The sequence below is a fragment of the Bradyrhizobium sp. 14AA genome, assembly GCF_054185205.1.
In genome coordinates this window covers 1-22780 of record NZ_JAVAYM010000052.1, presented here as the reverse complement: position 1 = coordinate 22780, position 22780 = coordinate 1, and the positions used below count along the sequence as shown (strand labels likewise).

Sequence of the window (22780 nt, the reverse complement as noted above, 5' to 3'; positions counted from 1 at the left end):
GCGCCATGGTCGAATACGTCACCGCGATGATCGGCGGCCAGCTGTTCGGCCTGCCGATCTCCCGCGTCCAGGACGTGTTCATGCCCGAGCGCGTCACCCGCGTGCCGCTGGCCTCGCGCGAGATCGCGGGCGTGCTGAACCTGCGCGGCCGCATCGTCACCGTGGTCGACATGCGCGCCCGTCTCGGCCTGCCCGAGCCCGAGGACGGCAAGGTGCCGATGGCGGTCGGCGTCGATTTGCGCGGTGAATCCTATGGCCTGCTGATCGACCAGATCGGCGAGGTGCTGCGGCTTGCCGAGGCCGGCATGGAGGAGAACCCCGTCAACCTCGATCCCCGCATGGCCAAGCTCGCCGGCGGCGTCCACCGCCTCGACGGACAGCTCATGGTCGTCCTCGACGTCGATCGCGTCCTAGATCTCGAAACCAAAGTGCAGATGGCTGCGTGAGCCAACGAAACATCGAAGCCGGAGAACCAAAATGAAGACATGTTTGGTGGTCGATGATTCCAGCGTGGTGCGCAAGATCGCGCGCCGCATCCTGGAGGGCCTGGAATTCGAAGTCACCGAGGCCGAGGACGGCTCGAAGGCGCTCGAGATCTGTCAGCGGCAGCTGCCCGACGCGGTGCTGCTCGACTGGAATATGCCGGTCATGGACGGCTTCGAGTTCATGGGCCACATGCGCCGCCTGCCCGGCGGCGACCAGCCCAAGGTCGTGTTCTGCACCACCGAGAACAACGTGGCGCATATCGCCCAGGCGCTCAGCGGCGGCGCCAACGAATACATCATGAAGCCCTTCGACAAAGACATTATCGCCGACAAGTTCGCTGAAGTTGGCTTGATCCCGGTCGGACAAGCCATGGTCTGAGTGTGTCTGGCCCGAATATTCCGGCCAGAGTGTTCCAGTACAGCTTCGAAGAGGCCATCCGTGACCCCGACCGAGTATGAGTATCTGCGTAAGTTTCTGAAGGACAATTCCGGTCTCGACCTGTCCGCAGACAAGCAATATCTGATCGAAAGTCGCCTGCTGCCGCTCGCCCGCAAGGCCGGGCTCTCCGGCATCCCCGAGCTCGTGCAGAAGCTGCAAGGCGGCTCGCGCACGCTGATCACCGACGTGGTCGAGGCCATGACCACCAACGAGACCTTCTTCTTTCGCGACAAGGTCCCGTTCGATCATTTCCGCGACACCATCATGCCCGAGATCATCAAGGCGCGCGCCGGACGCCGCAGCGTGCGCATCTGGTGTGCCGCCGGCTCGACCGGGCAGGAGCCGTACTCGCTGGCGATGTGCCTGAAGGAGATGGGTGCGGCCCTCACCGGCTGGCGCGTCGAGATCATCGCGACCGACCTGTCGCAGGAGGTGCTGGAGAAGGCCAAGGCCGGCATCTACAGCCAGTTCGAGGTGCAGCGCGGGCTGCCGATCCAGATGCTGATGAAATATTTCAAGCAGACCGGCGAGACCTGGCAGATCAATCCCGAATTGCGGGCGATGATCCAGCATCGGCAGCTCAATCTGCTGCACGATTTCGCCCAGCTCGGCACCTTCGACGTCATCTTCTGCCGCAACGTGCTGATCTATTTCGACCAGGACACCAAGATCAACATCTTCAACCGGCTGGCGCGCCAGATCGAACCCGACGGCTTCCTGGTGCTGGGTGCAGCCGAAACCGTGGTCGGACTGACCGATACATTCAGGCCGATTCCGGAACGGCGCGGCCTCTACAAGCCGAACGACCCGCGTGCGGCAGCCGCCAAGCCGGCCCTCGCCGGCGCAGCGCCGCGCATGGCGCTGGCAGGACGATAGGCATGGCCGAGGATGGCAAAGGCGCGGAACGCGTGACGTTCAGTCGCGGTTATGATGTCTGCATCATGGCCATCGACGGCACCTGGCGCCGCGACTGCAAGCTCAACGCGATCTCCGACACGGACGCCATCCTCACGGTGGAAGGCTCGATTCAGGGGCTGAACCTGAAGGAGTTCTTCCTGCTGCTGTCGTCCACGGGCCTTGCCTACCGCCGCTGCGAGCTGGTGCGCGTCAACGGCGCCGAAATGGACATCCAGTTCCTCCGCGGCAAGAACCGGAAGAAGCGCGGCGCCGCCGGCGGCCGCGACGAGGCCGCCTGACCGGACACGCGCTTTGCGTCAGGTTGCTTTATATTTGCTGAAACATCGGGATGAATTTGCCGTGGCGGCTTTACGTCGCCTAAGCGCGAACCGTGTATCCAATGCCGGTCTCAATCTCAGGATACGGCAATGCCCAGAAGCCCCCTCTCCCCCATCCCGTCGAACCTGCCTGATGTCGCCGAGCGGCGTGCGCTTCAGCTCCTGGTGGTCGATGACGACGCTACGCAGCGCAGCCTCATCACGGTCGCCGCCAAGCAGGCCGGGCACGAAGTCACCGTGGCACCGTCCGTGGCGGAGGCGATCGAAAAGCTCCGCGCCGCGCGCTTCGACTGCGTGACGCTCGATCTCGTGCTGGAGGATGGCGACGGCATCGACGTGCTGCGCGAGATGGCCAAGGCGAAGTTCGCCGGCGCCGTGATCGTCATCAGCGGCATGGACGGCAAGCGCCGCAGTGCTGCCCGCAGCTTCGCCCGTTCCGTCGGAATCGAGCTCCAGAGCCTGCCCAAGCCGCTCGATCTCGCGGCCCTGCGCATCAGCCTCGCCAATCTCGGCAAGACCGCGATGGGCCTGCCGGCGATCCATACCTGGGGTGGTGTCGCCTCCGACGCGATCGTGGAGCGGCACCGCGCCTAGGCTGGGGCTGCCATGCGATCGGGTGCGGCAGCTGCCCGCACTGTTCGCGATCTACGCCGCGCCGCCGGATTCCGACAGGGATCGCAGGGCGTGGCCAAGGCCAGCCCGACAGGCATTGAGGGTGGCGCTCGCCGTGGCGTAACGCGGTGTAACGTCGTCAAGCACGAAAACATCGATGGAACCGGCTTGGTCGCCATAATCCTGCGCCGGGTTTGCTTCCATCATGGCCGCGTCGATCAGGCGCATGCTGCTCTCGATCTGCACGATCAAAGAGCGAAGATCCGCCGCGATCAACTGACGGCTGTCAGTTTCAGCCCTTGCGACAAGCGGGGGTGTGCCAGCGAAATTTAGCATGGATATTCTCCGTACCCCGCAATTAGGCACCCTGCCGCTACTTGTGCGTTAAGTCCATGTCCCGTACAAATACGGGTGGGCCGAATCCGCGCCGAACGCCATAACGATTGGCGCGGACGCGAGTCCTTCATGCCAACCGGATGTGGCACATGGCCGAACAAAGCTCTCGCGGTGAAATCTTCGTGGTCGACGACGACCCTGCCGTTCGCGACACCTTGTCGATGGTGTTGAAGGCGGCGGGCTATGAGGTGATCTGTTTTGCCGACGGTGCAGCGCTGCTCTCCGTCGCGCGAAACCGCACACCCGCTGCGATCCTGCTCGACGTGCATATTCCCGGAAAGTCGGGTCTCGACATTCTCAACGAGCTGCAGGGCGAGGACTATCCGGCGCCGATCTTCATGATCTCCGGACAGGGCGACATCGCCATGGCGGTGGGCGCCATCAAGAGTGGCGCGCTCGACTTCATCGAGAAGCCGTTCCGCGGCAGTGAGATCGTCGGCCGCCTCGACGAGGCGATCGGCGCCTATGCACGCAGGCAGGCAGAGAACGCGTCACCGAAATTCGGCTCGCTGCATTTCCCCGGACGCGAGCCGTTGACGCGCAGGGAGCGCGAGGTGCTCGAGCAGTTCGCCTCCGGTGCGTCCAACAAGGAAGCCGGCCGCACCCTCGGCATCAGCCCGCGCACCATCGAAGACCACCGCGCCAACATCATGAAGAAGCTCGGTGCGCGCAATGCCGCCGATCTGATCCGTATCGTGATGACCGCGGTTCAGCGCGCGTCGTAGAATGGTCTCGTGCCCCGGACGCGGTGCATCATGAAATGATGCGCCGCTGAGCCGGGGCCCATCTCTCCAAATTCGCGGCTGAAAATTCTGGGTCCCGGCTCTGCACAGCAGCGCTTAGGGCGCTGCTGTGCGTCCGGGACATGAGAGCGCGCCTCAGCTGCTCAGCGCCTTGCGGATGATCCGCGCGAGATCCGATTTGCGATAGGGCTTCGCCAGCAGCAGGACGCCTGAATCCAGCCGGCCGTGGTGGATGATCGCGTTCTCGGTATAGCCGGACGTGTAGACCACCTTCAACTCGGTGCGCGTCTTCTGGAGTTCGTCGGCGAGCTGCCGTCCGTTCATCTTGCCGGGCATGATGACGTCGGTGAACAGCAGGTCGAACGGCTTGCCGGCGGCGACGATCGCGAGCGCCTCCGCCGCGTTCGCGGCCTGCAAGGTGACGTAACCCAGCGAATGCAGTTGCGCCAGCACGTAGTCGCGCACCAGCCGGTCGTCCTCGACCACGAGGATCGTCTCGTGTCCGCCCTCGATCGTCGCAGGCGTCACGCCCTCGCCGACCACCGTCGCGGTCTTGCCGGGCGGCAGGTACATCTTGATCGTGGTGCCGTGGCCTTCCTCGCTGTAGATCTTGATGTGGCCCGCCGACTGCTTGATGAAGCCGTAGACCATCGAAAGCCCGAGCCCGGTGCCCTTGCCCGGTCCCTTCGAGGTGAAGAAGGGGTCGAACACCCGGGCCAGCATGTTGGACGGAATGCCGGTGCCGGTGTCGCTCACGGCGATCAGCACGTAATGGCCCGGCCGGACGTCGTTGACGCTGGCATAGACCTCGTCGAGATAGGCCGCGCCCGTCTCCACGATCAGCTTGCCGCCGCCCGGCATGGCGTCGCGGGCATTGAGCGCGAGGTTGAGGATCGCGGTGGTGAGCTGGTTGGGATCGACCGTCGCGATGCAATTCTCGTCCTCGAACACCGATTCGATCTGGATCTGCTCGCCCAGCGTCGGCCGCAGCAATTTCGCGGTGTCCACGATCAGCGAGTTGATGTCGATCTCGCGCGGCTGAAGCGGCTGCTTGCGCGCGAAGGCGAGCAGGTGCTGGGTCAGATCGGCGCCGCGCGCAGCGGCCTCGTCGATCATCTTCGTGATCGCCGCAAGCTGCGGTTCCTTCTCGACCGCCTCCGCGAGGATCTCGATCGTTCCGGTGATGACGGTGAGGATGTTGTTGAAGTCGTGCGCCACGCCGCCGGTGAGCTGGCCGACCGCTTCCATCTTCTCGGCCTGGCGGATGCGCTCCTCAGCCGCGATCTTGTCGGTGAGGTCGCGGTAGAAGACGTTGAACAGCAGGCCCTCGCGGCGCTTCAGCGCGGTCACGCTCAGCTCGGCCCTGAATTCCTTGCCGTCGCGGCGCCGGCACATGAGCTCGCGGCGGCGGTTCAGCGTCCGGCCGTCCTCGGTCTCGAGGAAAAGCTTCAGGCCCGCCCTGACCCTGTCGCGCTCGCTTTCGGCGACGATCAGGTCGATCGTGCTCTTGCCGAGCACCTCGTCCCGGTGCCAGCCGAACAGCTGTTCGGCCTGCGAATTCCAGTTCAGGATGCAACTGGTCTCGTCGGTCTGGACGAAGGCGTCGAGCGATGTCTCGACGATGTTGCGGGCGAGCCGTTCGCTCTCGCGCAGCGATTCCTGCGCGAGCCGCGCTTCCGTCATGTCGCGCCCGACGAAGAAGAAGCGCTGCGCTTGCTCGGACCAGTTGCCGAGCCAGGACAGCCAGACCTCGTGCCCGTTCTTGTGGAAGCAGCGGGTGTCGCTAAGCTTGGGCCGCTCGCCGCGCCGCAGCGCGCGCATGTCCTCGCGCGATTGCGCCAGATGGTCGGGATGAATGAAGTCGGCGCCGCTGCGGCCGATCATCTGCTCCGGCCGGTAGCCGAGAATGGTCTCGCTGCACGGGCTGACCTGTGCGATATGGCCGCGGGCGTCCATCACCATGATCAGATCCTGCGAGGTCTCGAAGATCTGCCGGCGCTCCTCGAGCTGCTGCTGGAGCTGCCGCTCGGCGCGCCGCGCCTCGGTGAGACTGCGCGCGGATCCGGATGCGCCGGTGATCTCGCCCGAGGGGCCCCTGATCGGCGAGAGGCTGAGTGAGATTTCGACCGGCGTGCCGTCCTTGCGCAGGCGCACCGTCTCGAACCGTTCGATCGGCTCGCCCCGGGCGATTCGTCCCAAGATGTTCTTGCCCTGCTCGCGGCGGTCGGACGGGACGATGATCGCGGTGGATTTCCCGATCGCCTCGTCGGCCGAATAGCCATAGAGGCGTTCGGCGGCCGGATTCCAGCCCGTGATGGTGGCATCGAGCGATTGCATCACGATCGCATCGTCGGACGATTCGACGGCGGCGCTGAACAGGCGCTCGCGCTCCGCGTGATGGCTTCGTGCGGCCTCGGTACGGCGATGCTCCCGGACCTCGCGTTCGAGAGCGGCCGTTTTCGCCTGCGTCTCTTCGACCATCCGGGCAAAGGCCCGCGCGAGCACGCCGGTCTCGCCGCTTGCGTCGACGGGAATGTCCGCTGTCCGTCCGCTGCCGATTGCTTCCACCGCCGCGGTCAGGCGTCCGATCGGGCGGGTCAATGAGCGCGCCAGCAGCACCGCGAGCGAAGCCGCGGCGAGGACCGCGAGCACGCCGACGAGCAGGGACGTTTTTTGAATGGCGGCGGGCACGCGGCCGAAGACGGACGGAGGAACAGTCACGACGATCGCGATCCATTCCTTGCCCGCAAGCAGCGCCGGTGCGATCGCCGCGCCGCTCGGCCGCCCCGACCCGTCGGTCATGAGCTGCGTGGACACTCCCGGTACGCCAGCCAGGGCCGAAAAGAATGGAAAATCCTTGCGCCAGTCGGTGGGATGGCCGCGCAATGAGCCGAATTCCCGCGTGCGATCGGGATGCACGAGATAGTCGCCGCGTGAATTCACGACGTAAATCTCGCCTCCCGAACTCGTCGTCGCGCGGACGCGTTCGAGCGCCGGACGCATGTCGATATTGGCGATGACGATACCGAACGGCTTGCCGTCCGGCGTGAACAGCGGCGTCGCGACCCGAAGCGTCGGAACGTGCAGGTCCGTGGTCCCTCCCTGGCGCGTGGCGAGGTCGATGGGCGAAACATAGATCTCGCCGGCGGCCAGCCGCATCGTTTCCTGGAGATAGGTTCGTTCGCTCTTGCGCTCCAGTTCGCTGTCGGGGACGATCCGTGCGGCTCCATTCGGACCGGAGCGATCGACGCGGACCAGCTCGCGCTGGTCGTCGTCGAGGCCGATGATGCGAAACTGCGCGTAGCTCGGCTTGGCCTCGATCTCGGCCGCGAGCCGCGTCGCGATGCGCTCGCGCCAGGTCTGCTCGGAAACGCCGTCAGATGCGTCAATGCCTCCACCGATGTGAGCGCGGATCAGGCCGTTGATGGCCGCGGCGGAGCGATAGCCGATCAAATCGCCGCGAACGCCGGCGACGTAGGATTCAAGATTGGTCGCCAGCAGGCGCGACTGGGCTTCGACCCGCTCCAGGACCCGGGGAATGACGGCTTGCGTGATGTTGCGATAGCCGAGCCAACCGACGGCGGCCACGGTCACCGCCACCAGCAGGATCATTGCGACGGCCAGCCGCGTTGCGAGCGTCGTTGTGAATGTCATGGGGATATTCGCAGGACTTCCCGTATCACCTCGCCTGTTCCGGCCTGGAGCAGAGCGGGCGCCCACATCATCGGTAGCCGGAGCTGACATTGGACCCCTCCGGCTCGCCCGCCTTCAGGCAGCCATCGACTGCGGCGAGCAATGCGTCGGGTCGGAACGGCTTTTGCAGGCTAGCTACCGCGCCGAGCTTGGTCGCCATCTTCAGGAAATCGGGCTCCGCATAGGCGTCCGGCGTGACCGAACGGCCGGAAATGACGATGATCGGAACGGCCGGCGCCAGCGCCCGGATGTGGCGCATCGTCTCCAGCCCGTCCATGCCGGGCATGAAGATGTCGAGAAACAGCAGGTCGAACCGGGCGGCCTCGAACAGCGCAAGTCCCTTGCGGCCATCGCCGGCGACGGTGACGTGATGACCGGCCCTTTCCAGGAGCAGCCGGATCGTGATCTGCACGGCCGCGTCGTCATCCACGATCAGGATGTTGGCCACGTCTGAAATCCTCCGGGTCGGATGGGGCGTCCCCCCAACCGCAAATCAAGCCATCAAACACGAAATTGTTGCGCGCATTCTGCCCAGCCTGCAAGCACTTCGCGACCCATGCGAACGTAGCCCGCCGCCCGCGGGCCGGCGCCCCCATTATGCATGCTTTCGTGCACATGGCTCCTCGGCGCGGGCAGAAAATTGACGGAACTATCTTTCTCGCCGTAGTTGCGCGGGATCCGGTTTTCACCGGGGGTTAAAGTCGGTCTGAGATATTGTTGCAGGTTGTCATTAGTCGATTGTCTGGAAGCGCATCATTTACATTTGGGCCAGCCCGGCCGACCGCGATATCAGCACGAGATCTCCAATGTTCAAATCCATGGCAAACACCGGAATTCGTACCCGGCTGCTCGGCGGCTTCGCACTGATCTGCGTTCTGCTCGCGGCGACAGTGATCTACACCGTCACCGCGATCTCGGACATTTCCTCGCGCATCAAGTCCGTCGTGGACCAGCGGGCTCCGGTCGCGATCGCAAGCACCGAGCTCGTCGGCAATCTCTATTCCACCCTGTCGACGCTGCGCGGCTATCTGCTGACGGGCGATGCGCAGGGCAAGCGTGATCGGGCGGCGGTCTGGGCCGAGCTCGATCGCACAGCGGCCGCGGTCGACCGCATGGCCGAGGGCTTTTCCAGCCCCCAGAACAAGTCCAGCTGGAGCGAGGCTAGGTCGCTGATCGCGGAATTCCGCCAGGCCCAGGACAAGGCCGAGCTGGCCGCCTTCACGCCGTCGGCCTATCCGGCGAGCGAGCTCCTGGCAAAGGAGGCCGCGCCGCTGATCGCGACGATGTTCGCCGAGATCACCGCGATGATCGACGAGGAGGAGGCGCTGGAGGCGACGCCGCAGCGCAAGCGCCTGCTCAAGACCTTTGCCGATGTGCGCGGCAATCTTGCCGCCGCGGGATCGCAATTGCGGCTCTATGTCGCCTCGGGCGAGGCCGCCGATCGCGACAAGTTCGAAAAGCCGCTGGCGACCTTCAGGGCCGCGCTCGCATCGGTCGGCACCCAGGCGGATCTGCTCACCGAAAGGCAGGCGGCCGCGTACCGGGCCATCGCCAAGGCGAACGAGGCGTTCACCCCATTGCCGCAGAGGATCTTCGCGATCCGGCAGACGCCGCGATGGAACGCGCCGGTCTTCATCCTGTCCACCGAGGCCGCACCGCGCGCGGCCCGGATCCTCGATTTGCTCGACGGCAGCAAGGACGCAGACGGCAAGCGCTCCGGCGGTCTCAAGAGCGACCAGCAATCGAAGCTCGCCGAAGACGCCCGCAGGGTGGCCGAGGAGGTCGAGAAGCTGCTGCTGTTGCAGTGGATCCTGCTCGCCGCGGGACTGGCGTTGGGAACGGTGATCGCCATCCTGGTGGCGCGTTCGATCACCCGTCCGATCGTCGAGCTGGTGGCGGACTCGGCGCGGCTGTCCGGTGGCGACACCAGTGTCGAATTCAGGACGGCCGAGCGCGGTGACGAGATCGGTGTCGTCTCGCAGGCGGTGGCAAAATTCCGCGACAACGTGATCGCCCAGCAGCAGGCCGCGACGGGCCTTGCACGCGAGGCGGAGGTGCGCGAGGCCAGCAATCGCAACATGGAGAACGCTGTCGAGGAATTTCGCGTGACCTCGGGCGATCTGCTCGCACTTGTCGGCGAGAATGCCGGCACCATGCGGCAGACCGCGCAGAGCCTCGGCGGCATCGCGCATTATGCGACGAACCAGGCCGCGTCCGCGGCGGCCGCCTCCGAGCAGACCGCGGTCAATGTCCAGACCGTCGCTGCCGCGGCAGAGCAGCTTGCGGGGTCCATCGTCGAGATCGGCCGCCAGATCGAATTGTCGAACAAGACGGTGCGGTCGGCGGGCGACGTCACCGCGCGCTCCGAGGCCGAGATCGAGGGCCTCGCACACGCCGCCCAGAGCATCAGCTCGGTGGTCGATCTGATCCAGGCGATCGCGGCCCAGACCAACCTCCTGGCGCTCAACGCCACCATCGAGGCCGCGCGTGCCGGCGAAGCCGGCCGCGGCTTTGCGGTGGTGGCCTCCGAGGTCAAGGCGCTGGCCGACCAGACCCGCAATGCGACGCAGGACATCGCCCAGCACATTGCCGCGATCCAGAGCTCGACCGGCAGCGCGGTCGCCTCCGTCAAGGAGGTCGCCACCGCCATGCGCCGGATCGACGAGGTCACGGCGGCGATCGCAGGCGCCGTGGAGGAGCAGGGCGCGGCGACGCGGGAGATCTCGCAGAACGTCCAGATGGCGGCGTCGGGGACGCAGACGCTCGCCTCCAGCATCGGGACCGTCTCCGGCGCGATCGCGGAAACCAGCCGCTCGGCCGACAACGTGATGGGAGCGGCGAACCAGGTGTCGGGGGCATCCGAGCGGCTTGCGGCCGAGGTCCAGGCCTTCTTCGTCAAGCTGCGCAGCGGTCCGATGGACCGCCGCAAGAGCGACGAGTCCGACTACGGCGGACCGGAGCGGCGAAATTGCCGGAACGTCGCCTAATCAATCGGTCAGGTACTCGGGATAGTGGCTTCGGATCTTGTCGAGCTCGCTGAGCGTGCCCGACAGATGCGTGCGCAGATGCTGTTGCGCGGCATCGGCGTCTCCAGCCTCGATTGCGCGCGTGATCAGCTTGTGGTGGCGCACGATGTTCTGGGCCTTGCCCGGTGAGGGCAGGTGCAGCCGGCGCAGCCGGTCGATATGTCCGCTGCGGCTGCGCACCAGCGTCCAGAGCTCCTGCTTGCCGGCCGCTGTATAGAGCTGCGCGTGAAAATCATTGTCGCCGGCGATGAAGCTCTCGAAGTCGCCGGCCTTGGCGAATTGCTGCTGGAGCGCGATCGCGTGGTCGAGGCGGATGACCAGGGCCGCGTCATGCTTCTCCGCGAGCAGCCGCACGATTTCGAGCTCCAGCGCCTGGCGCAGGAAATGGGCCTGCTCGGCGCGGCCGACGTCGACCCGGCTGACCACGGTTGCGTGCTGCGGAAACACGTCCACCAGCCCGTCTTCTTCCAGCCGCATCAGGGCGTCGCGGATCGGCGTCGAGCTGACGCCGAATTGCGCGGCGAGATCGGTGCGCGACAGCGGCGAGCCCGGCGGCAGTTCGAGGGCGAGAATGGCGTTGCGCAGCCGCTCGAACACCTGCGGCGCGGCCTGTCGCGCCCGGTCGAGCCGTGCGCCGGGGCGGGCGGCCGCGCGGAGCGCGGGTTGGGCTGATTCCATGGCGATGGTTCCGGCGGGCTTGCCTTTGATGTACTAATGCATTAGTGCATCAGCCGGATCGCTCGTCAATGGCGGCCGGAGGAAACGAACAACAATGATGAAGCAATTGCAGAATGGCCTTGCCGCCATCGCCCTGATCGCTGCGACGGCCCTGGCGGCCTCCCCGGCGCAAGCCCAGCAGAAATCCGAGATCTCGCTGTCGCGCCAGCCCGGCATTTTCTACATGCCGAGCCACATCATGGAGAAGCAGAAGCTGATCGAGAAGCATGCAGCTTCGCTCGGCGTTTCAGGCGTCACCACCAAATGGGTCACCTTCTCCGGCGGCGGCGCCCAGACCGATGCGCTGCTTGCGGGCGGCGTCGACATCCTCAACACCGGCACCGGCAATCTTCTCCTGCTGTGGGACCGCACCCGCGGCGGCGTGAAGGGCATCGTCGCGACCTCGGCGCAGCCGATGACGCTGATCAGCCGCGATCCCAACATCAAGTCGATCAAGGATTTTGGTCCGAGCGACAAGATCGCGGTGCCGACCGTGAAGGTGTCCACGCAGGCGATCGTGCTGCAGATCGCGGCCGCCGAGGCCTTCGGCGCCGACCAATGGTCGAAGCTCGACGTCAACACCGTGCAGCTCGGTCATCCCGACGCCTATGCGGCGCTCGCCAATCCCAAGCATGAGGTGCACAACCATTTCTCGATCCCGCCCTTCACGTTCCTGGAATTGAAGAACGTGCCGGGCGCGCATGTCGTGCTGAATTCGCCCGACGTGATGGGTGGCCCGCTCAGCCAGGCGCAGTTCTTCACGACGACGAAATTCGCCGACGCCAATCCGAAGATCATCCAGGCCGTGCGCGACGCCACCAAGGAAGCGCAGGACCTGATCCGCAGCGACACCAAGCAGGCGGTCGAGATCTACAAGGAGATCACCGGCGACAAGACCTCGGTGGAGGAACTGCTCGATCTCCTCAAGGAGCCCGGCATGATGGAGTGGAATCTCGAGCCGCAGGGCACGATGAAATTCGCCGCGCATCTCTACAAGACCGGCACGCTGAAGAGCCAGCCCAAGGCCTGGACGGACTATTATCTCCCCGTCGCACACGACCTGAAGGGCAACTGATGGCGCTGCTCGACGTCAACGGGGTGACGCTGCGCTACAAGACCTCCAGCGCCGTCGTCACCGCCACGGAAAGGGTGAGTTTTACGGTCGACAAGTCCGACCGCTTCGTGCTGCTCGGTCCCTCCGGCTGCGGCAAGTCGACCTTGCTCAAGGCCGTCGGCGGATACATGAGCCCGAGCGAAGGCCGCATGACGATCGGCGATCGCGAGATCCATGGTCCGGGCGCGGACCGCATGATGATCTTCCAGGAGTTCGACCAGCTCCTGCCCTGGAAGAGCGTGCTCGCCAACGTCATGTTCCCGCTGCTCACTGCGCGAAAACTGTCGCGCAGGGACGCCGAAGCGAAGGCACGGGCCTATATCGAGAAGGTCGGTCTCACCCGCGTCGTTGATGCCTATCCGCACACGCTCTCCGGCGGCATGAAGCAGCGCGTCGCGATCGCGCGCGGCATGGCGATGGAGCCGGACATTCTCTTGATGGACGAGCCGTTCGCCGCGCTCGACGCGCTGACGCGCCGGACCTGTCAGGACGAGCTGCTCCAGCTCTGGAGCGAGACCAAGTTCACCGTGCTGTTCGTGACCCATTCGATCGCGGAAGCGATCCGTATCGGCAACCGAATCCTGCTGCTGTCGCCGCATCCCGGCCGGGTCAAGGCCGAGGTGATCGACGTCGACAAGGTCAGCAATGACGATGGCAGTGCGGGCCGGCTGGAGAAGGAGATCCACGATCTCCTGTTCGCCGGCGAAGCCACCGCGCACTAGGGGAGCCGCTCATGGGTGAAGCAAGAATTCTGCTGCGCGACGCGCCGGTCGCCGCGACCGGCGGCGCAGGCGAGGTCGAGCGCAAGCTGAACGTGGCCGAGCTGCTGTGGAACGACGGCTTTGTCCGCAAGACCGTCATCATCATGTTCCTGGCCGCGGTGTGGGAGGCCTACGGCGTCTATCTCGACAACCCCCTGCTGTTTCCGACGCTGCACGATACGGCCGTGACGTTGTTCGATCGCGTCAAGGACGGCACGATCCCGATGCGGGCCTGGACGTCGCTCAAAGTGCTGTTCATGGGCTATTCGGCCGGCATCGTGCTGGCCGCGATCTTCACCGTGCTGGCAATCTCCACCCGCATCGGCACCGACTTCCTCGAGACGGTGACGGCGATGTTCAACCCGTTGCCCGCGATTGCGCTGTTGCCGCTCGCCTTGATCTGGTTCGGGCTCGGCAATGGCAGCCTGGTCTTCGTGCTGATCCATTCGGTGTTGTGGCCGGTCGCGCTCAACACCCATTCCGGCTTCAAGAGCGTGTCCAACACGCTGCGCATGGTCGGGCGCAATTACGGTCTGCGCGGGCTGCCTTATGTCGCGAAAATCCTCATTCCCGCGGCGTTCGGCTCGATCCTCACCGGCCTGAAGATCGGCTGGGCGTTTGCATGGCGCACGCTGATCGCGGCCGAGCTGGTGTTCGGTGTATCCTCGGGGCAGGGCGGGCTCGGCTGGTTCATCTTCGAGAACCGCAATTTGCTCGACATACCCGCCGTGTTCGCAGGACTCTTGACCGTGATCATCATCGGGCTCTTTGTCGAGAACCTGATCTTCCGCGCGATCGAGCGGAACACCGTCCAGAAATGGGGCACTCAATCATGACCAAGAAGAAAATCACGCCCGACCAGCTGCGCAGCGCGCGCTGGTTCGCGCCCGACGATCTGCGCTCGTTCGGCCACCGCTCCCGCACCATGCAGATGGGTTACGCGCCGGAGGAGTGGAAGGACCGCCCGATCATCGCGATCCTCAACACCTGGTCGGATGCGCAGCCCTGCCACATGCACTTCAAGTCGCGCGTCGACGACGTCAAGCGCGGTATCCTGATGGCCGGCGGCCTGCCGCTGGAGCTGCCGGCGCTGTCGCTGTCGGAATCGCTGCTCAAGCCGACCACCATGCTCTATCGCAATCTGCTGGCGATGGATGCCGAGGAGCTGCTGCGCAGCCATCCCGTCGACGGCGTGGTGCTGATGGGCGGCTGCGACAAGACCACGCCGGCGCTGCTGCTGGGTGCGACCTCGATGAACATCCCGGCGATCTACCTGCCGGCCGGTCCCATGCTGCGCGGCAACTGGAAGGGCAAGACGCTCGGCTCCGGCTCCGACGGCTGGAAATATTGGGACGAGCGCCGCGCCGGAAAAATCTCCGACAAGGATTGGCTCGACATCGAAGCCGGCATCGCCCGCAGCTACGGCACCTGCATGACCATGGGCACGGCCTCGACCATGACCGCGATTGCGGAGGCGATCGGCATGGCGCTGCCCGGGGCCTCCTCGATTCCAGCGGCCGACGCCAACCACATCCGCATGGCCTCCGAATGCGGCCGCCGCATTGTCGAGATGGTCTGGGAGGATCTGACGCCGAAGACGATCCAGACCCGCAAAGCCTTCGAGAACGCAATTGCGGTCGCGATGGCAATGGGCTGCTCGACCAACGCGATCATCCATCTGATCGCGCAGGCCCGCCGCGCCGGTCTCGACATCGGCCTCGACGATTTCGAGAAGGCGAGCCGCAAGGTGCCCGTCATCGCCAACGTCCGCCCGAGCGGCGATGCCTATCTGATGGAAGACTTCTTCTATGCCGGCGGTCTGCCGGCGCTGATGGGTCAGATCAAGCCGCATCTGCATCTCGATTGCGTCACCGTCACCGGAAAGACGCTGGGCGAGAACATCGAGGGCGCCGAGGTTCACAATGCCGACGTGATCCGGGGAATCGACAATCCCATCTACAAGGAAGGCGCACTCGCGGTGCTCAAGGGCAACCTTGCGCCCGACGGCTGCGTCATCAAGCCCTCCGCCTGCGCGCCGCGCTTCCTCAAGCACACCGGGCCGGCGCTGGTGTTCGACGATTACCCTTCGATGAAGAAGGCGGTCGACGATCCCAACCTCGACGTCACCGAGGACCATATCCTGATCCTGCGCAATGCCGGGCCGCAAGGCGGGCCGGGCATGCCGGAATGGGGCATGCTGCCGATCCCGACCAAACTCGTGAAGCAGGGCGTGCGCGACATGGTGCGCATCTCGGATGCGCGCATGAGCGGCACCAGCTACGGTGCCTGCATCCTGCACGTCTCGCCCGAATCCTATATCGGCGGTCCGCTGGCCCTGGTGCAAAACGGCGACCGCATCACGCTCGACGTCGCCGCCCGCACCATCAATCTCGACGTCCCCGAAGCCGAGCTGGAAAAACGCCGCGCTGCCTGGAAGCAGCCCGAGCGCCGCTTCGAGCGCGGCTATGGCTGGATGTTCACCAAGCACATCAAGCAGGCCAATGACGGCTGCGACTTCGACTTCCTCGAGACCGATTTCGGCGCGCCGATCGGCGAGCCGTCGATTTACTAGAGAGTACGAAATGACAAAACTCAGCGAAGCCACCCGCAACAAGCTCAAATCCGTCTCCACCGCCACCGTCGCCACCGCTTTGTTCAAGCGCGGCCTGCGCATCCAGATGATCCAGGATGTGCATCCGCTCGGCGCGGACCAGCCGACCATGGTCGGCGAGGCCTTTACGCTGCGCTACATGCCGGCGCGCGAGGATCTCAACACCATCGACGTCTTTAGGGATCGCTCTCATCCGCAGCGCAAGGCGGTGGAGGATTGCCCGGCAGGCAGCGTGCTGGTGATGGACAGCCGCAAGGACGCGCGCGCGGCCTCGGCCGGCGCGATCCTGGTGACGCGCCTGATGAAGCGCGGCGTCGCCGGCGTCGTCACGGATGGCGGCTTTCGCGATTCCGCGGAGATCGCCAAGCTCGGTATTCCCGCCTACCACCACCGCCCCTCGGCGCCGACGAACCTCACGCTGCACCAGGCGATCGAGATCAACGTCCCGATCGGCTGCGGCGATGCGCCGGTGTTTCCCGGCGACGTCATCCTCGGCGATGCCGACGGCGTCATCGTGATCCCCGCGCATCTCGCGGACGAGATCGCGAACGAGACCTTCGAGATGACCGCGTTCGAGGACTTCGTCACCGAGGAAGTCGCCAAGGGTCGCGGCATCTTCGGTCTCTATCCCGCCACCGATCCGCAGACGCTCACCGACTTCGCGGAATGGCGGAAGAAGAACGGCCGTTAAGGTCGTTCGCGCCGAACAATCAATTCAAGAAACAGGCCGGCACATCAAGCGCCGGCCTTTTATCAAGCAGGGAGGATTTCTATGAATTTCACGCGACGTAACCTCATGGCCGGCGCTGGCGCGGCGGCGGCGTCCACGCTTCTCGCCCGCGCCGCCGGCGCCCAGTCGTTTCCGTTCGCGCCCAACCAGCGCTATCCCGATCCCGCCGTCCAGATCCTCGATCCGAGCTTTGCAAAATACCGGCTCTATTCCTCGACGGTCGAGCAGGTCGCGACCGGCATGCGCTGGGCCGAAGGCCCCGCCTATTTCCCCGAGGGCGGCTATCTGCTGTTCTCCGACATTCCCAACAACCGGATCATGAAGTTCGACGAGAAGACCGGGCAGACCAGCGTGTTCCGCGCCAACGCGAACTACGCCAACGGCAATGCGCGCGACCGCCAGGGCCGCCTCGTCACCTGCGAGCACTCCGTCACCCGCCGCATCACCCGCACCGAGAAGGACGGCAAAATCACCGTGCTCGCCGACAAGTTCGAGGGCAAGCGGCTGAACGCGCCGAACGACATCGTGGTGAAGTCGGACGACAGCATCTGGTTCACCGATCCGCTGTTCGGCATCAACGGCGAGTGGGAAGGCAAGAAGGAGAAAGCCGAGCAGGCCACCACTAACGTCTATCGCATCGCCAAGGACGGCAAGATCAGCGCCGTCCTCACCGACCTCGTCAACCCAAACGGCCTCGCCTTCTCGCCGGACGAGAAGAAGCTCTACATCGTCGAATGGAAGGGCACGCCCAACCGCAGCATCTGGAGCTACAATGTCGGCGACGACGGCTCGCTGAGCGGCAAGACCAAGCTGATCGACGCCGCCGACCAGGGCTCGCTCGACGGTTTCCGCGTCGACCGCGACGGCAATCTCTGGTGCGGCTGGGGCTCCAACGGCGCGCTGCAGGGCGAGCCGACCGAAATCGGCGGCCGCAAGGTGTTTCAGCTTAGGGGCAAGCCGGAGGATCTCGACGGCGTGATGGTATTCAACCCCGACGGCAAGCCGCTCGCCTTCATCAGGCTGCCGGAACGCTGCGCCAATTTGTGCTTCGGTGGCCCGAAGAACAACCGGCTCTATATGGCGAGCAGCCATTCGGTGTATGCGCTGTATGTCGAGGCGCACGGGGCGGTGTGAGGGAGACGTGTTGGGAGTGTTTGGCGAGGTCTCGCCAAACACTCCATCGTCGTCCTGGCTTTCGACAGGACGACGATGTGGAGGCAGTGGGGGCTACACCCCGGCCTCCACCATCCCGGCCGCCCACAGCGCGAACGCATAGACGATCGCGATTTCATCGAGCCGGTTGAACCGCCCCGATGCGCCGCCGTGGCCGGCGCCCATGTTGGTGCGCAGTAACACCGGGCCGCCGCCGCTCATGGTGGCGCGCAGGCGCGCGATCCATTTGGCGGGCTCCCAGTAAGTGACTCGGGGATCAGTCAATCCGCCCATCGCCAGGATCGCCGGATAGGCCTTTGCCGCGACATTGTCGTAGGGCGAGTACGACAAAATGGTGCGAAAATCCTTCTCGCTCTCGATCGGGTTGCCCCATTCCGGCCATTCCGGCGGCGTCAGCGGCAGCGTGTCGTCGAGCATGGTGTTGAGCACGTCGACGAACGGCACCTCGGCGACGATGCCCGCGAACAATTCGCCGGCGCGATTGGCCACTGCACCCATCAGCATGCCGCCGGCCGAGCCGCCATGGCCGACGATGCGTTTTGCGCTGGTGTATTTCGCGTCGATCAGCGCGCGGGCGCTGGCGGAAAAGTCGTCGAACGAGTTGGTCTTCTTCTCGCGCTTGCCGTCGAGATACCAGCCCCAGCCCTTGTCGGCGCCGCCGCGGATATGGGCGATGGCGTAGACGAAACCGCGATCGACCAGTGACAGGCGGTTGGCGTTGAAGGAAGCCGGCATCGCCATGCCGTAGGAGCCGTAGCCGTAGAGCAAGAGCGGCGCCGCGCCGTCGAGCTTCAGCCCGCGGCGATAGAGGATCGAGACCGGCACCTCGGCGCCATCTAGCGCCTTCGCCATGATGCGCGTGGTGACGTAGTCGGCCGCGTCGTGGCCCGACGGGATCTCCTGGCGCTTGCGCAAGGTTCGCGTGCGCTTGACCATGTCGTAGTCGTAGACTTCCGACGGCGTCGTCATCGACGAATAGGCGAAACGCAAATTCGTCGTCTCGAATTCGTAGGAGCCCATCGTATCAAGCGAATAGGCGGCCTCGTCGAAGGCGATGGCGTGCTCTTCGCGCGAGGCGAGATCGCGGATCACGATCGACGGCAGCGCGTTGGCGCGCTCCAGCCGCACCAGATGGCCGGCATAGAGATCGAGGTCGATGATGTAGATGCCGGGACGATACGGGATCAAATCGCGCCAGTTCTTGCGCTCAGGCGAAGACAGCGGCGCGCTGACGATCTTGAAGTCGATGGCGTTATCGGCGTTGGTGAGAATGAACAGCTCGTCGCCGCGGTCGGCCAGCGAATACTGCACGCCCTCTTCGCGCGCCGCGACGAGGCGCGGCGGCGCCTCGGGATCGGCGAGGTCGATCAGCCGTTGCTCGGAGGTTTCATGATCGCCGCCCGCGATCACGCAGAAGCGGCCGCTGGTGCTCTCGTGCAGATGGGTGAACCAGCCGGAATCCTGCTCCTCGTAGACCAGCGTATCGTCGGCCTGTTTGGTGCCGAGCTTATGCCGCCACACCTGCATCGGCCGGTGATTGTCGTCGAGCTTCACATAGAAGAAGCTCTTGCAGTCCGCGGCCCAGACCACGCCGCCGTCGGTCTCCTCGACCACGTCGTCGAGATCCTTGCCGCTCGCCCAGTCGCGCACGCGAATCGAGAAATATTCCGAGCCCTTGGTATCCGCGCTCCAGGCCTGCAGCTTGTGATCATACGAGTGTCGGCTGCCGCCGAACTTGAAATAGTCGTGGTTCTTGGCCAGAGCGTCGCCGTCGAGCACGATCTCGCCATCGCCGCCGTCGCGCGGCATGCGGCCGAACAGCTCGTGCTGTCCGCCTTCGCGAAACCTGCGGAAATAGGCGAACGGTCCGTCCGGCGACGGCACGCTGGAATCGTCCTCCTTGATCCGGGAGCGCATCTCCCGCACCAGCGTCTTCTGAAGGGCCGCGGTGTGACCGAGCAGGCTCTCGGTGTAGACGTTCTCCTCATCGAGATATTTGCGAATGTCGGGGTCGAGCACAGCAGGGTCGCGCAACACCTCCTGCCATTTCTCATCCTTCAGCCAGGCATAGTCGTCGGTCACGGTGATGCCGTGCCGCGTCAAGGAATGCGGCCGGCGCGGGGCGACGGGGGGCTGGGAGGGTGTCTTGGCCTGGGTCACTCGGTCCTCATCATGTCTCATTCGCGCGGTGCCACGTTCTTACCTGTCCCCGTAAGAACGGGGAGAGGGAGAAGGCGCGTTCCCTTATATCGTCCCGATTCCGCGAATTGCCAGCGCGGTTGGCGCCAAGGACTGCGCCAAGTCGCCGGGTTGTTGATCCGCCCCTTGTATGCTTAGGCTCCGTATCCCGCCGCCGGTCCAGCCTGATGCTGTTCAATTCCTATCCGTTCATCCTGCTGTTCCTGCCGGTCGTGCTGGCCGGCTATTTCTGGCTTGGGCGGCGCAGCAATCTGACACCGGTGATCTGGCTGGCGCTGGCCTCGATCACCTTCTACGCCATTGGCAGCTGGCAGTTCGTCGCCCTGCTGCTGCTCTCGATCGCCTTCAATTACGGCGTCGGCCACCTCCTCATCGTGGCGGAACTCGTCCCCAGGCAACGCAAGGCGGCGCTCGCATTCGGCCTCGCCGGGGATCTCCTCGTGCTCGGCATCTTCAAATATGCGGGCTTTGCCGCCGACAACATCAATGCGGTATTCGGCACGCACCTCGCAGTCCACATCCTGCTGCCGGTCGGCATCTCCTTCTACACCTTCACCCAGATCGCGTTCCTGGTGGACGCCTATCGCGGCCAGGTCGCACGTTACGCCTTGCCGCATTACGCGCTGTTCGTGACCTATTTCCCGCATCTGATCGCGGGGCCGATCCTCCACCACAAGGACATGATCCCGCAATTCGAGCACGAGGAATCAAAGCGCCCCGATGCGCATCTGATCCTGTGCGGGATCATCATCTTCGCCATCGGCCTGTTCAAGAAGACCTGCCTTGCCGACGGCATCCAGCCGCTGGTCGCGCTCGCCTTCGAGGCGCGCTCGCCGAGCTTCGACCAGGCCTGGCTCGGCGCACTCGCCTATACGTTCCAGCTCTATTTCGACTTCTCCGGCTATTCCGACATGGCCATCGGGATATCGCTGATGTTCGGCATCTTCCTGCCGGTGAATTTCAATTCGCCCTACAAGGCTTTCAGCATCGTCGAGTTCTGGCGCCGCTGGCACATGACGCTGTCGCAATTCCTGCGCGACTATCTCTACATCCCGCTTGGCGGCAATCGTCACGGCCGCGTGCTGCGCTATGTCAACCTGATGGTCACGATGCTGCTCGGCGGGCTCTGGCACGGCGCGGCCTGGACGTTTGTCGTCTGGGGCGCACTGCACGGCGCCTATCTCTGCGTCAATCACGCCTTCAACGCGCTGGTGCCGAACATCCCGTTGCCGCTTGCGCGACCGGCTCGCGTCGCGGGCGCGGCGCTGACCTTCCTCGCCGTCGTCGTCGCCTGGGTGTTCTTCCGCGCCGAACGGGTCGATTGGGCGCTGCGGATTCTCCACGCCATGGCCGACCCCGCGAGCATCGTCTTCGGCCGCGAGGAGATCGCCGCGCTGGTGCAGGTCTCCATCTATGCGGTGCTGGTGTGGCTGGCGCCGAACACGCAAGCGGTCGTGGGCTACGATCACGGCAATCGCAGGGTCGGCGAGGACTTGCGGGCAGGGCGCATGCGGCCGCTGGTCCTCTCTGGCGCGTCGCTGGTGCTGGCGTTCGGAATTCTCGGCATTCAGAGCCACAGCGAATTCATCTATTTCCGGTTCTGATGCAGGGCAAATTCACACATCTGAAGTATCTTCTCCTTGCGAGCGCGACATGCGTGCTGGGCGCAGCGATGCTCACCTTCGTCGTCGATCCCCTGCAACTGCTTCGTCCCTCGCGTCTCGTGGCCGCCTTCTATTCCGACGACACGCGCGTGCAGAATGCCGGATTGATCCGCAGTCAGTCGTTCGACACCGCCTTCATGGGCACCTCGCTCGCCATCCATTTCCGTCAGAGCGACATCGACCGCGCGCTCGGTGTTCGCTCGCTCAAGCTGGCGATGACCGGTTCCAATTCGCGCCAGCAGGGCTTTGTGCTGGAGCAGGCGATTGACCGCGGCGCCCGGCGCGTGATCTGGGCGATGGACGACTTTAGCTTTGTCGATGCGGCCGACATCGAGGCCGATCCCTATCTGTCCGTTGATCTCTATCGCGGGACGGCCAAGGGCATGGGGCTCTATCTGTTCAACGCCGCGATGGCGAAGGAATCCCTGTTCGCGCTGACGCGGTCGATTCCGCCGCTCCGGGAGCCGCTGACGCGCGCGGCGCCGTTTCTCCCCGTCAAGTTCGCGCTGTCCGACGTCGACGACATCTATGCGCTGCCGCGGGATTTCGACATCGCGCGCGGCTACAACGCGGAGCGGGCGCTTGCTGCCTTCGCCTATATCACCGACCCCGTGCGCAGCCGTTTTCTGGGCGAAGGCTATGGCTATGACGCCATGGTCCAGCATTTCGAACGCGATGCCGCCAGCCTGATCACGCGCCATCCGGACGTGACCTTCGACATCTACTTCCCGCCCTATTCGATCCTGCAATTCGTCGCGATGCGCGATGCGTCACCGGAGACGCTGAAAGTCGTCGTCGATCTCACGGCACGCATTGCGCAGCGCCTGACGCGGCTTCCCAACGTGCGCCTGCACGACTTCCGCGCGATCAAGGCGGTCACGCATGATCTCGATAATTACAGCGACGTCATCCATCATTCGCCGGTGATTGATGCGCAGGTGCTCAAGTGGCTGGCGAGTGGGGAATATCGAGTCGATCCGAAAGCGCCGCTTGCGTCGCTGGATCAGCTGAAGGCGCAGGTGGAAGCGTATCGCGTCGAGCGCTGATCTTCACCCTCTCCCCTTGTGGGCCTGTTGCGTAATCCGCCAGTTGTGATTCCCTAGGGCAAAGCCTTGGGGGAATGACGATGGCGGTGAAGCGGACAGGACAGCCGAGCTTTGTGGAAGCGCTGATGCCGAAGGG

20 protein-coding genes are annotated in these 22780 nt (G+C 64.7%); 15 read left to right on the top strand and 5 right to left on the bottom strand.

The features are described from left to right. From RAD15_RS42535 to RAD15_RS42515, 5 genes are all read left to right on the top strand, one after another. On the top strand, positions 1–446 hold a 446-nt coding region (locus RAD15_RS42535; RefSeq protein WP_458184641.1), incomplete at its 5' end, for a chemotaxis protein CheW. Between the two features lie 31 nt (positions 447–477). Further along, positions 478–864: a response regulator gene (locus tag RAD15_RS42530; protein ID WP_018321619.1), complete on the top strand. Its 387-nt coding sequence runs from the start codon at positions 478–480 to the stop codon at positions 862–864. Positions 865–924: 60 nt separating this feature from the next. Beyond that, positions 925–1800: a CheR family methyltransferase gene (locus RAD15_RS42525; protein WP_458184640.1), complete on the top strand. Its 876-nt coding sequence runs from the start codon at positions 925–927 to the stop codon at positions 1798–1800. A 2-nt stretch (positions 1801–1802) separates the two neighbouring features. Beyond that, positions 1803–2120, top strand: coding sequence for a hypothetical protein (locus tag RAD15_RS42520; protein WP_008565131.1), 318 nt, complete (start codon positions 1803–1805; stop codon positions 2118–2120). 129 nt (positions 2121–2249) lie between these two features. Continuing rightward, positions 2250–2753 carry a response regulator gene (locus RAD15_RS42515; protein ID WP_458184639.1) on the top strand — a complete coding sequence of 168 codons (504 nt, stop codon included), beginning with the start codon at positions 2250–2252 and terminating at the stop codon, positions 2751–2753. A gap of 51 nt (positions 2754–2804) precedes the next feature. Here the strand turns inward: RAD15_RS42515 and RAD15_RS42510 are convergent, their stop codons facing one another. Next, a complete protein-coding gene (locus tag RAD15_RS42510; protein ID WP_458184638.1) occupies positions 2805–3107 on the bottom strand; it encodes a hypothetical protein in 303 nt (100 codons plus the stop codon). A 149-nt stretch (positions 3108–3256) separates the two neighbouring features. Here RAD15_RS42510 and RAD15_RS42505 point away from each other — a divergent pair, with 149 nt between their 5' ends. Beyond that, on the top strand, positions 3257–3892 hold the full coding sequence (locus tag RAD15_RS42505; RefSeq protein ID WP_458184637.1) for a response regulator transcription factor: 636 nt from the start codon (positions 3257–3259) through the stop codon (positions 3890–3892). A 153-nt stretch (positions 3893–4045) separates the two neighbouring features. Here RAD15_RS42505 and RAD15_RS42500 read toward each other — a convergent pair whose 3' ends face one another. Together RAD15_RS42500 and RAD15_RS42495 are read right to left on the bottom strand one after the other, a co-directional pair. Further along, positions 4046–7654: a PAS domain S-box protein gene (locus tag RAD15_RS42500; RefSeq protein ID WP_458184636.1), complete on the bottom strand. Its 3609-nt coding sequence runs from the start codon at positions 7652–7654 to the stop codon at positions 4046–4048. Beyond that, positions 7632–8051: a response regulator gene (locus tag RAD15_RS42495; protein WP_458184635.1), complete on the bottom strand. Its 420-nt coding sequence runs from the start codon at positions 8049–8051 to the stop codon at positions 7632–7634. Before RAD15_RS42495 ends, RAD15_RS42500 begins: the two co-directional genes overlap by 23 nt. A gap of 358 nt (positions 8052–8409) precedes the next feature. On the opposite strand from RAD15_RS42495, the gene RAD15_RS42490 reads away from it, so the two are divergent. Then, positions 8410–10590, top strand: coding sequence for a HAMP domain-containing methyl-accepting chemotaxis protein (locus RAD15_RS42490; RefSeq protein ID WP_458184634.1), 2181 nt, complete (start codon positions 8410–8412; stop codon positions 10588–10590). On the opposite strand, the gene RAD15_RS42485 is transcribed toward RAD15_RS42490, so the two are convergent. Next, positions 10591–11307, bottom strand: a complete 717-nt coding sequence (locus RAD15_RS42485) for a GntR family transcriptional regulator (RefSeq protein WP_458184633.1) — start codon at positions 11305–11307, stop codon at positions 10591–10593. It lies immediately after the preceding gene. A 94-nt stretch (positions 11308–11401) separates the two neighbouring features. Between RAD15_RS42485 and RAD15_RS42480 the strand changes: the two genes are divergently transcribed. From RAD15_RS42480 to RAD15_RS42455, 6 genes are all read left to right on the top strand, one after another. After that, on the top strand, positions 11402–12421 hold the full coding sequence (locus RAD15_RS42480; RefSeq protein ID WP_458184632.1) for an ABC transporter substrate-binding protein: 1020 nt from the start codon (positions 11402–11404) through the stop codon (positions 12419–12421). Continuing rightward, complete coding sequence (locus tag RAD15_RS42475) at positions 12421–13182, top strand: ABC transporter ATP-binding protein (protein WP_458184631.1); 762 nt, start codon at positions 12421–12423, stop codon at positions 13180–13182. The genes RAD15_RS42480 and RAD15_RS42475 overlap by 1 nt, the downstream gene beginning before the upstream one ends. An 11-nt stretch (positions 13183–13193) precedes the next feature. Further along, positions 13194–14057, top strand: coding sequence for an ABC transporter permease (locus tag RAD15_RS42470; protein ID WP_458184630.1), 864 nt, complete (start codon positions 13194–13196; stop codon positions 14055–14057). Then, positions 14054–15793, top strand: a complete 1740-nt coding sequence (gene araD / locus RAD15_RS42465) for an L-arabinonate dehydratase (RefSeq protein WP_458184629.1) — start codon at positions 14054–14056, stop codon at positions 15791–15793. Before RAD15_RS42470 ends, araD begins: the two co-directional genes overlap by 4 nt. 10 nt (positions 15794–15803) lie before the next feature. Then, the gene (locus RAD15_RS42460; RefSeq protein WP_458184628.1) at positions 15804–16523 is read left to right on the top strand and encodes a ribonuclease activity regulator RraA; all 720 of its coding nucleotides are present in this window, start codon (positions 15804–15806) and stop codon (positions 16521–16523) included. 81 nt (positions 16524–16604) lie between these two features. Continuing rightward, entirely contained in the window at positions 16605–17696 is a 1092-nt protein-coding gene (locus RAD15_RS42455; protein ID WP_458184627.1) for an SMP-30/gluconolactonase/LRE family protein, read from the top strand. A gap of 93 nt (positions 17697–17789) precedes the next feature. On the opposite strand, the gene RAD15_RS42450 is transcribed toward RAD15_RS42455, so the two are convergent. Continuing rightward, positions 17790–19895, bottom strand: a complete 2106-nt coding sequence (locus tag RAD15_RS42450; protein ID WP_458184626.1) for a S9 family peptidase — start codon at positions 19893–19895, stop codon at positions 17790–17792. A 206-nt stretch (positions 19896–20101) separates the two neighbouring features. Between RAD15_RS42450 and RAD15_RS42445 the strand changes: the two genes are divergently transcribed. Together RAD15_RS42445 and RAD15_RS42440 are read left to right on the top strand one after the other, a co-directional pair. Next, positions 20102–21538 carry an MBOAT family O-acyltransferase gene (locus RAD15_RS42445; protein WP_458184625.1) on the top strand — a complete coding sequence of 479 codons (1437 nt, stop codon included), beginning with the start codon at positions 20102–20104 and terminating at the stop codon, positions 21536–21538. Further along, positions 21538–22644 (top strand): hypothetical protein, encoded by a 1107-nt coding sequence (locus tag RAD15_RS42440; RefSeq protein ID WP_458184624.1) that lies wholly within the window; start codon positions 21538–21540, stop codon positions 22642–22644. Before RAD15_RS42445 ends, RAD15_RS42440 begins: the two co-directional genes overlap by 1 nt. Positions 22645–22780 lie beyond the last annotated feature (136 nt).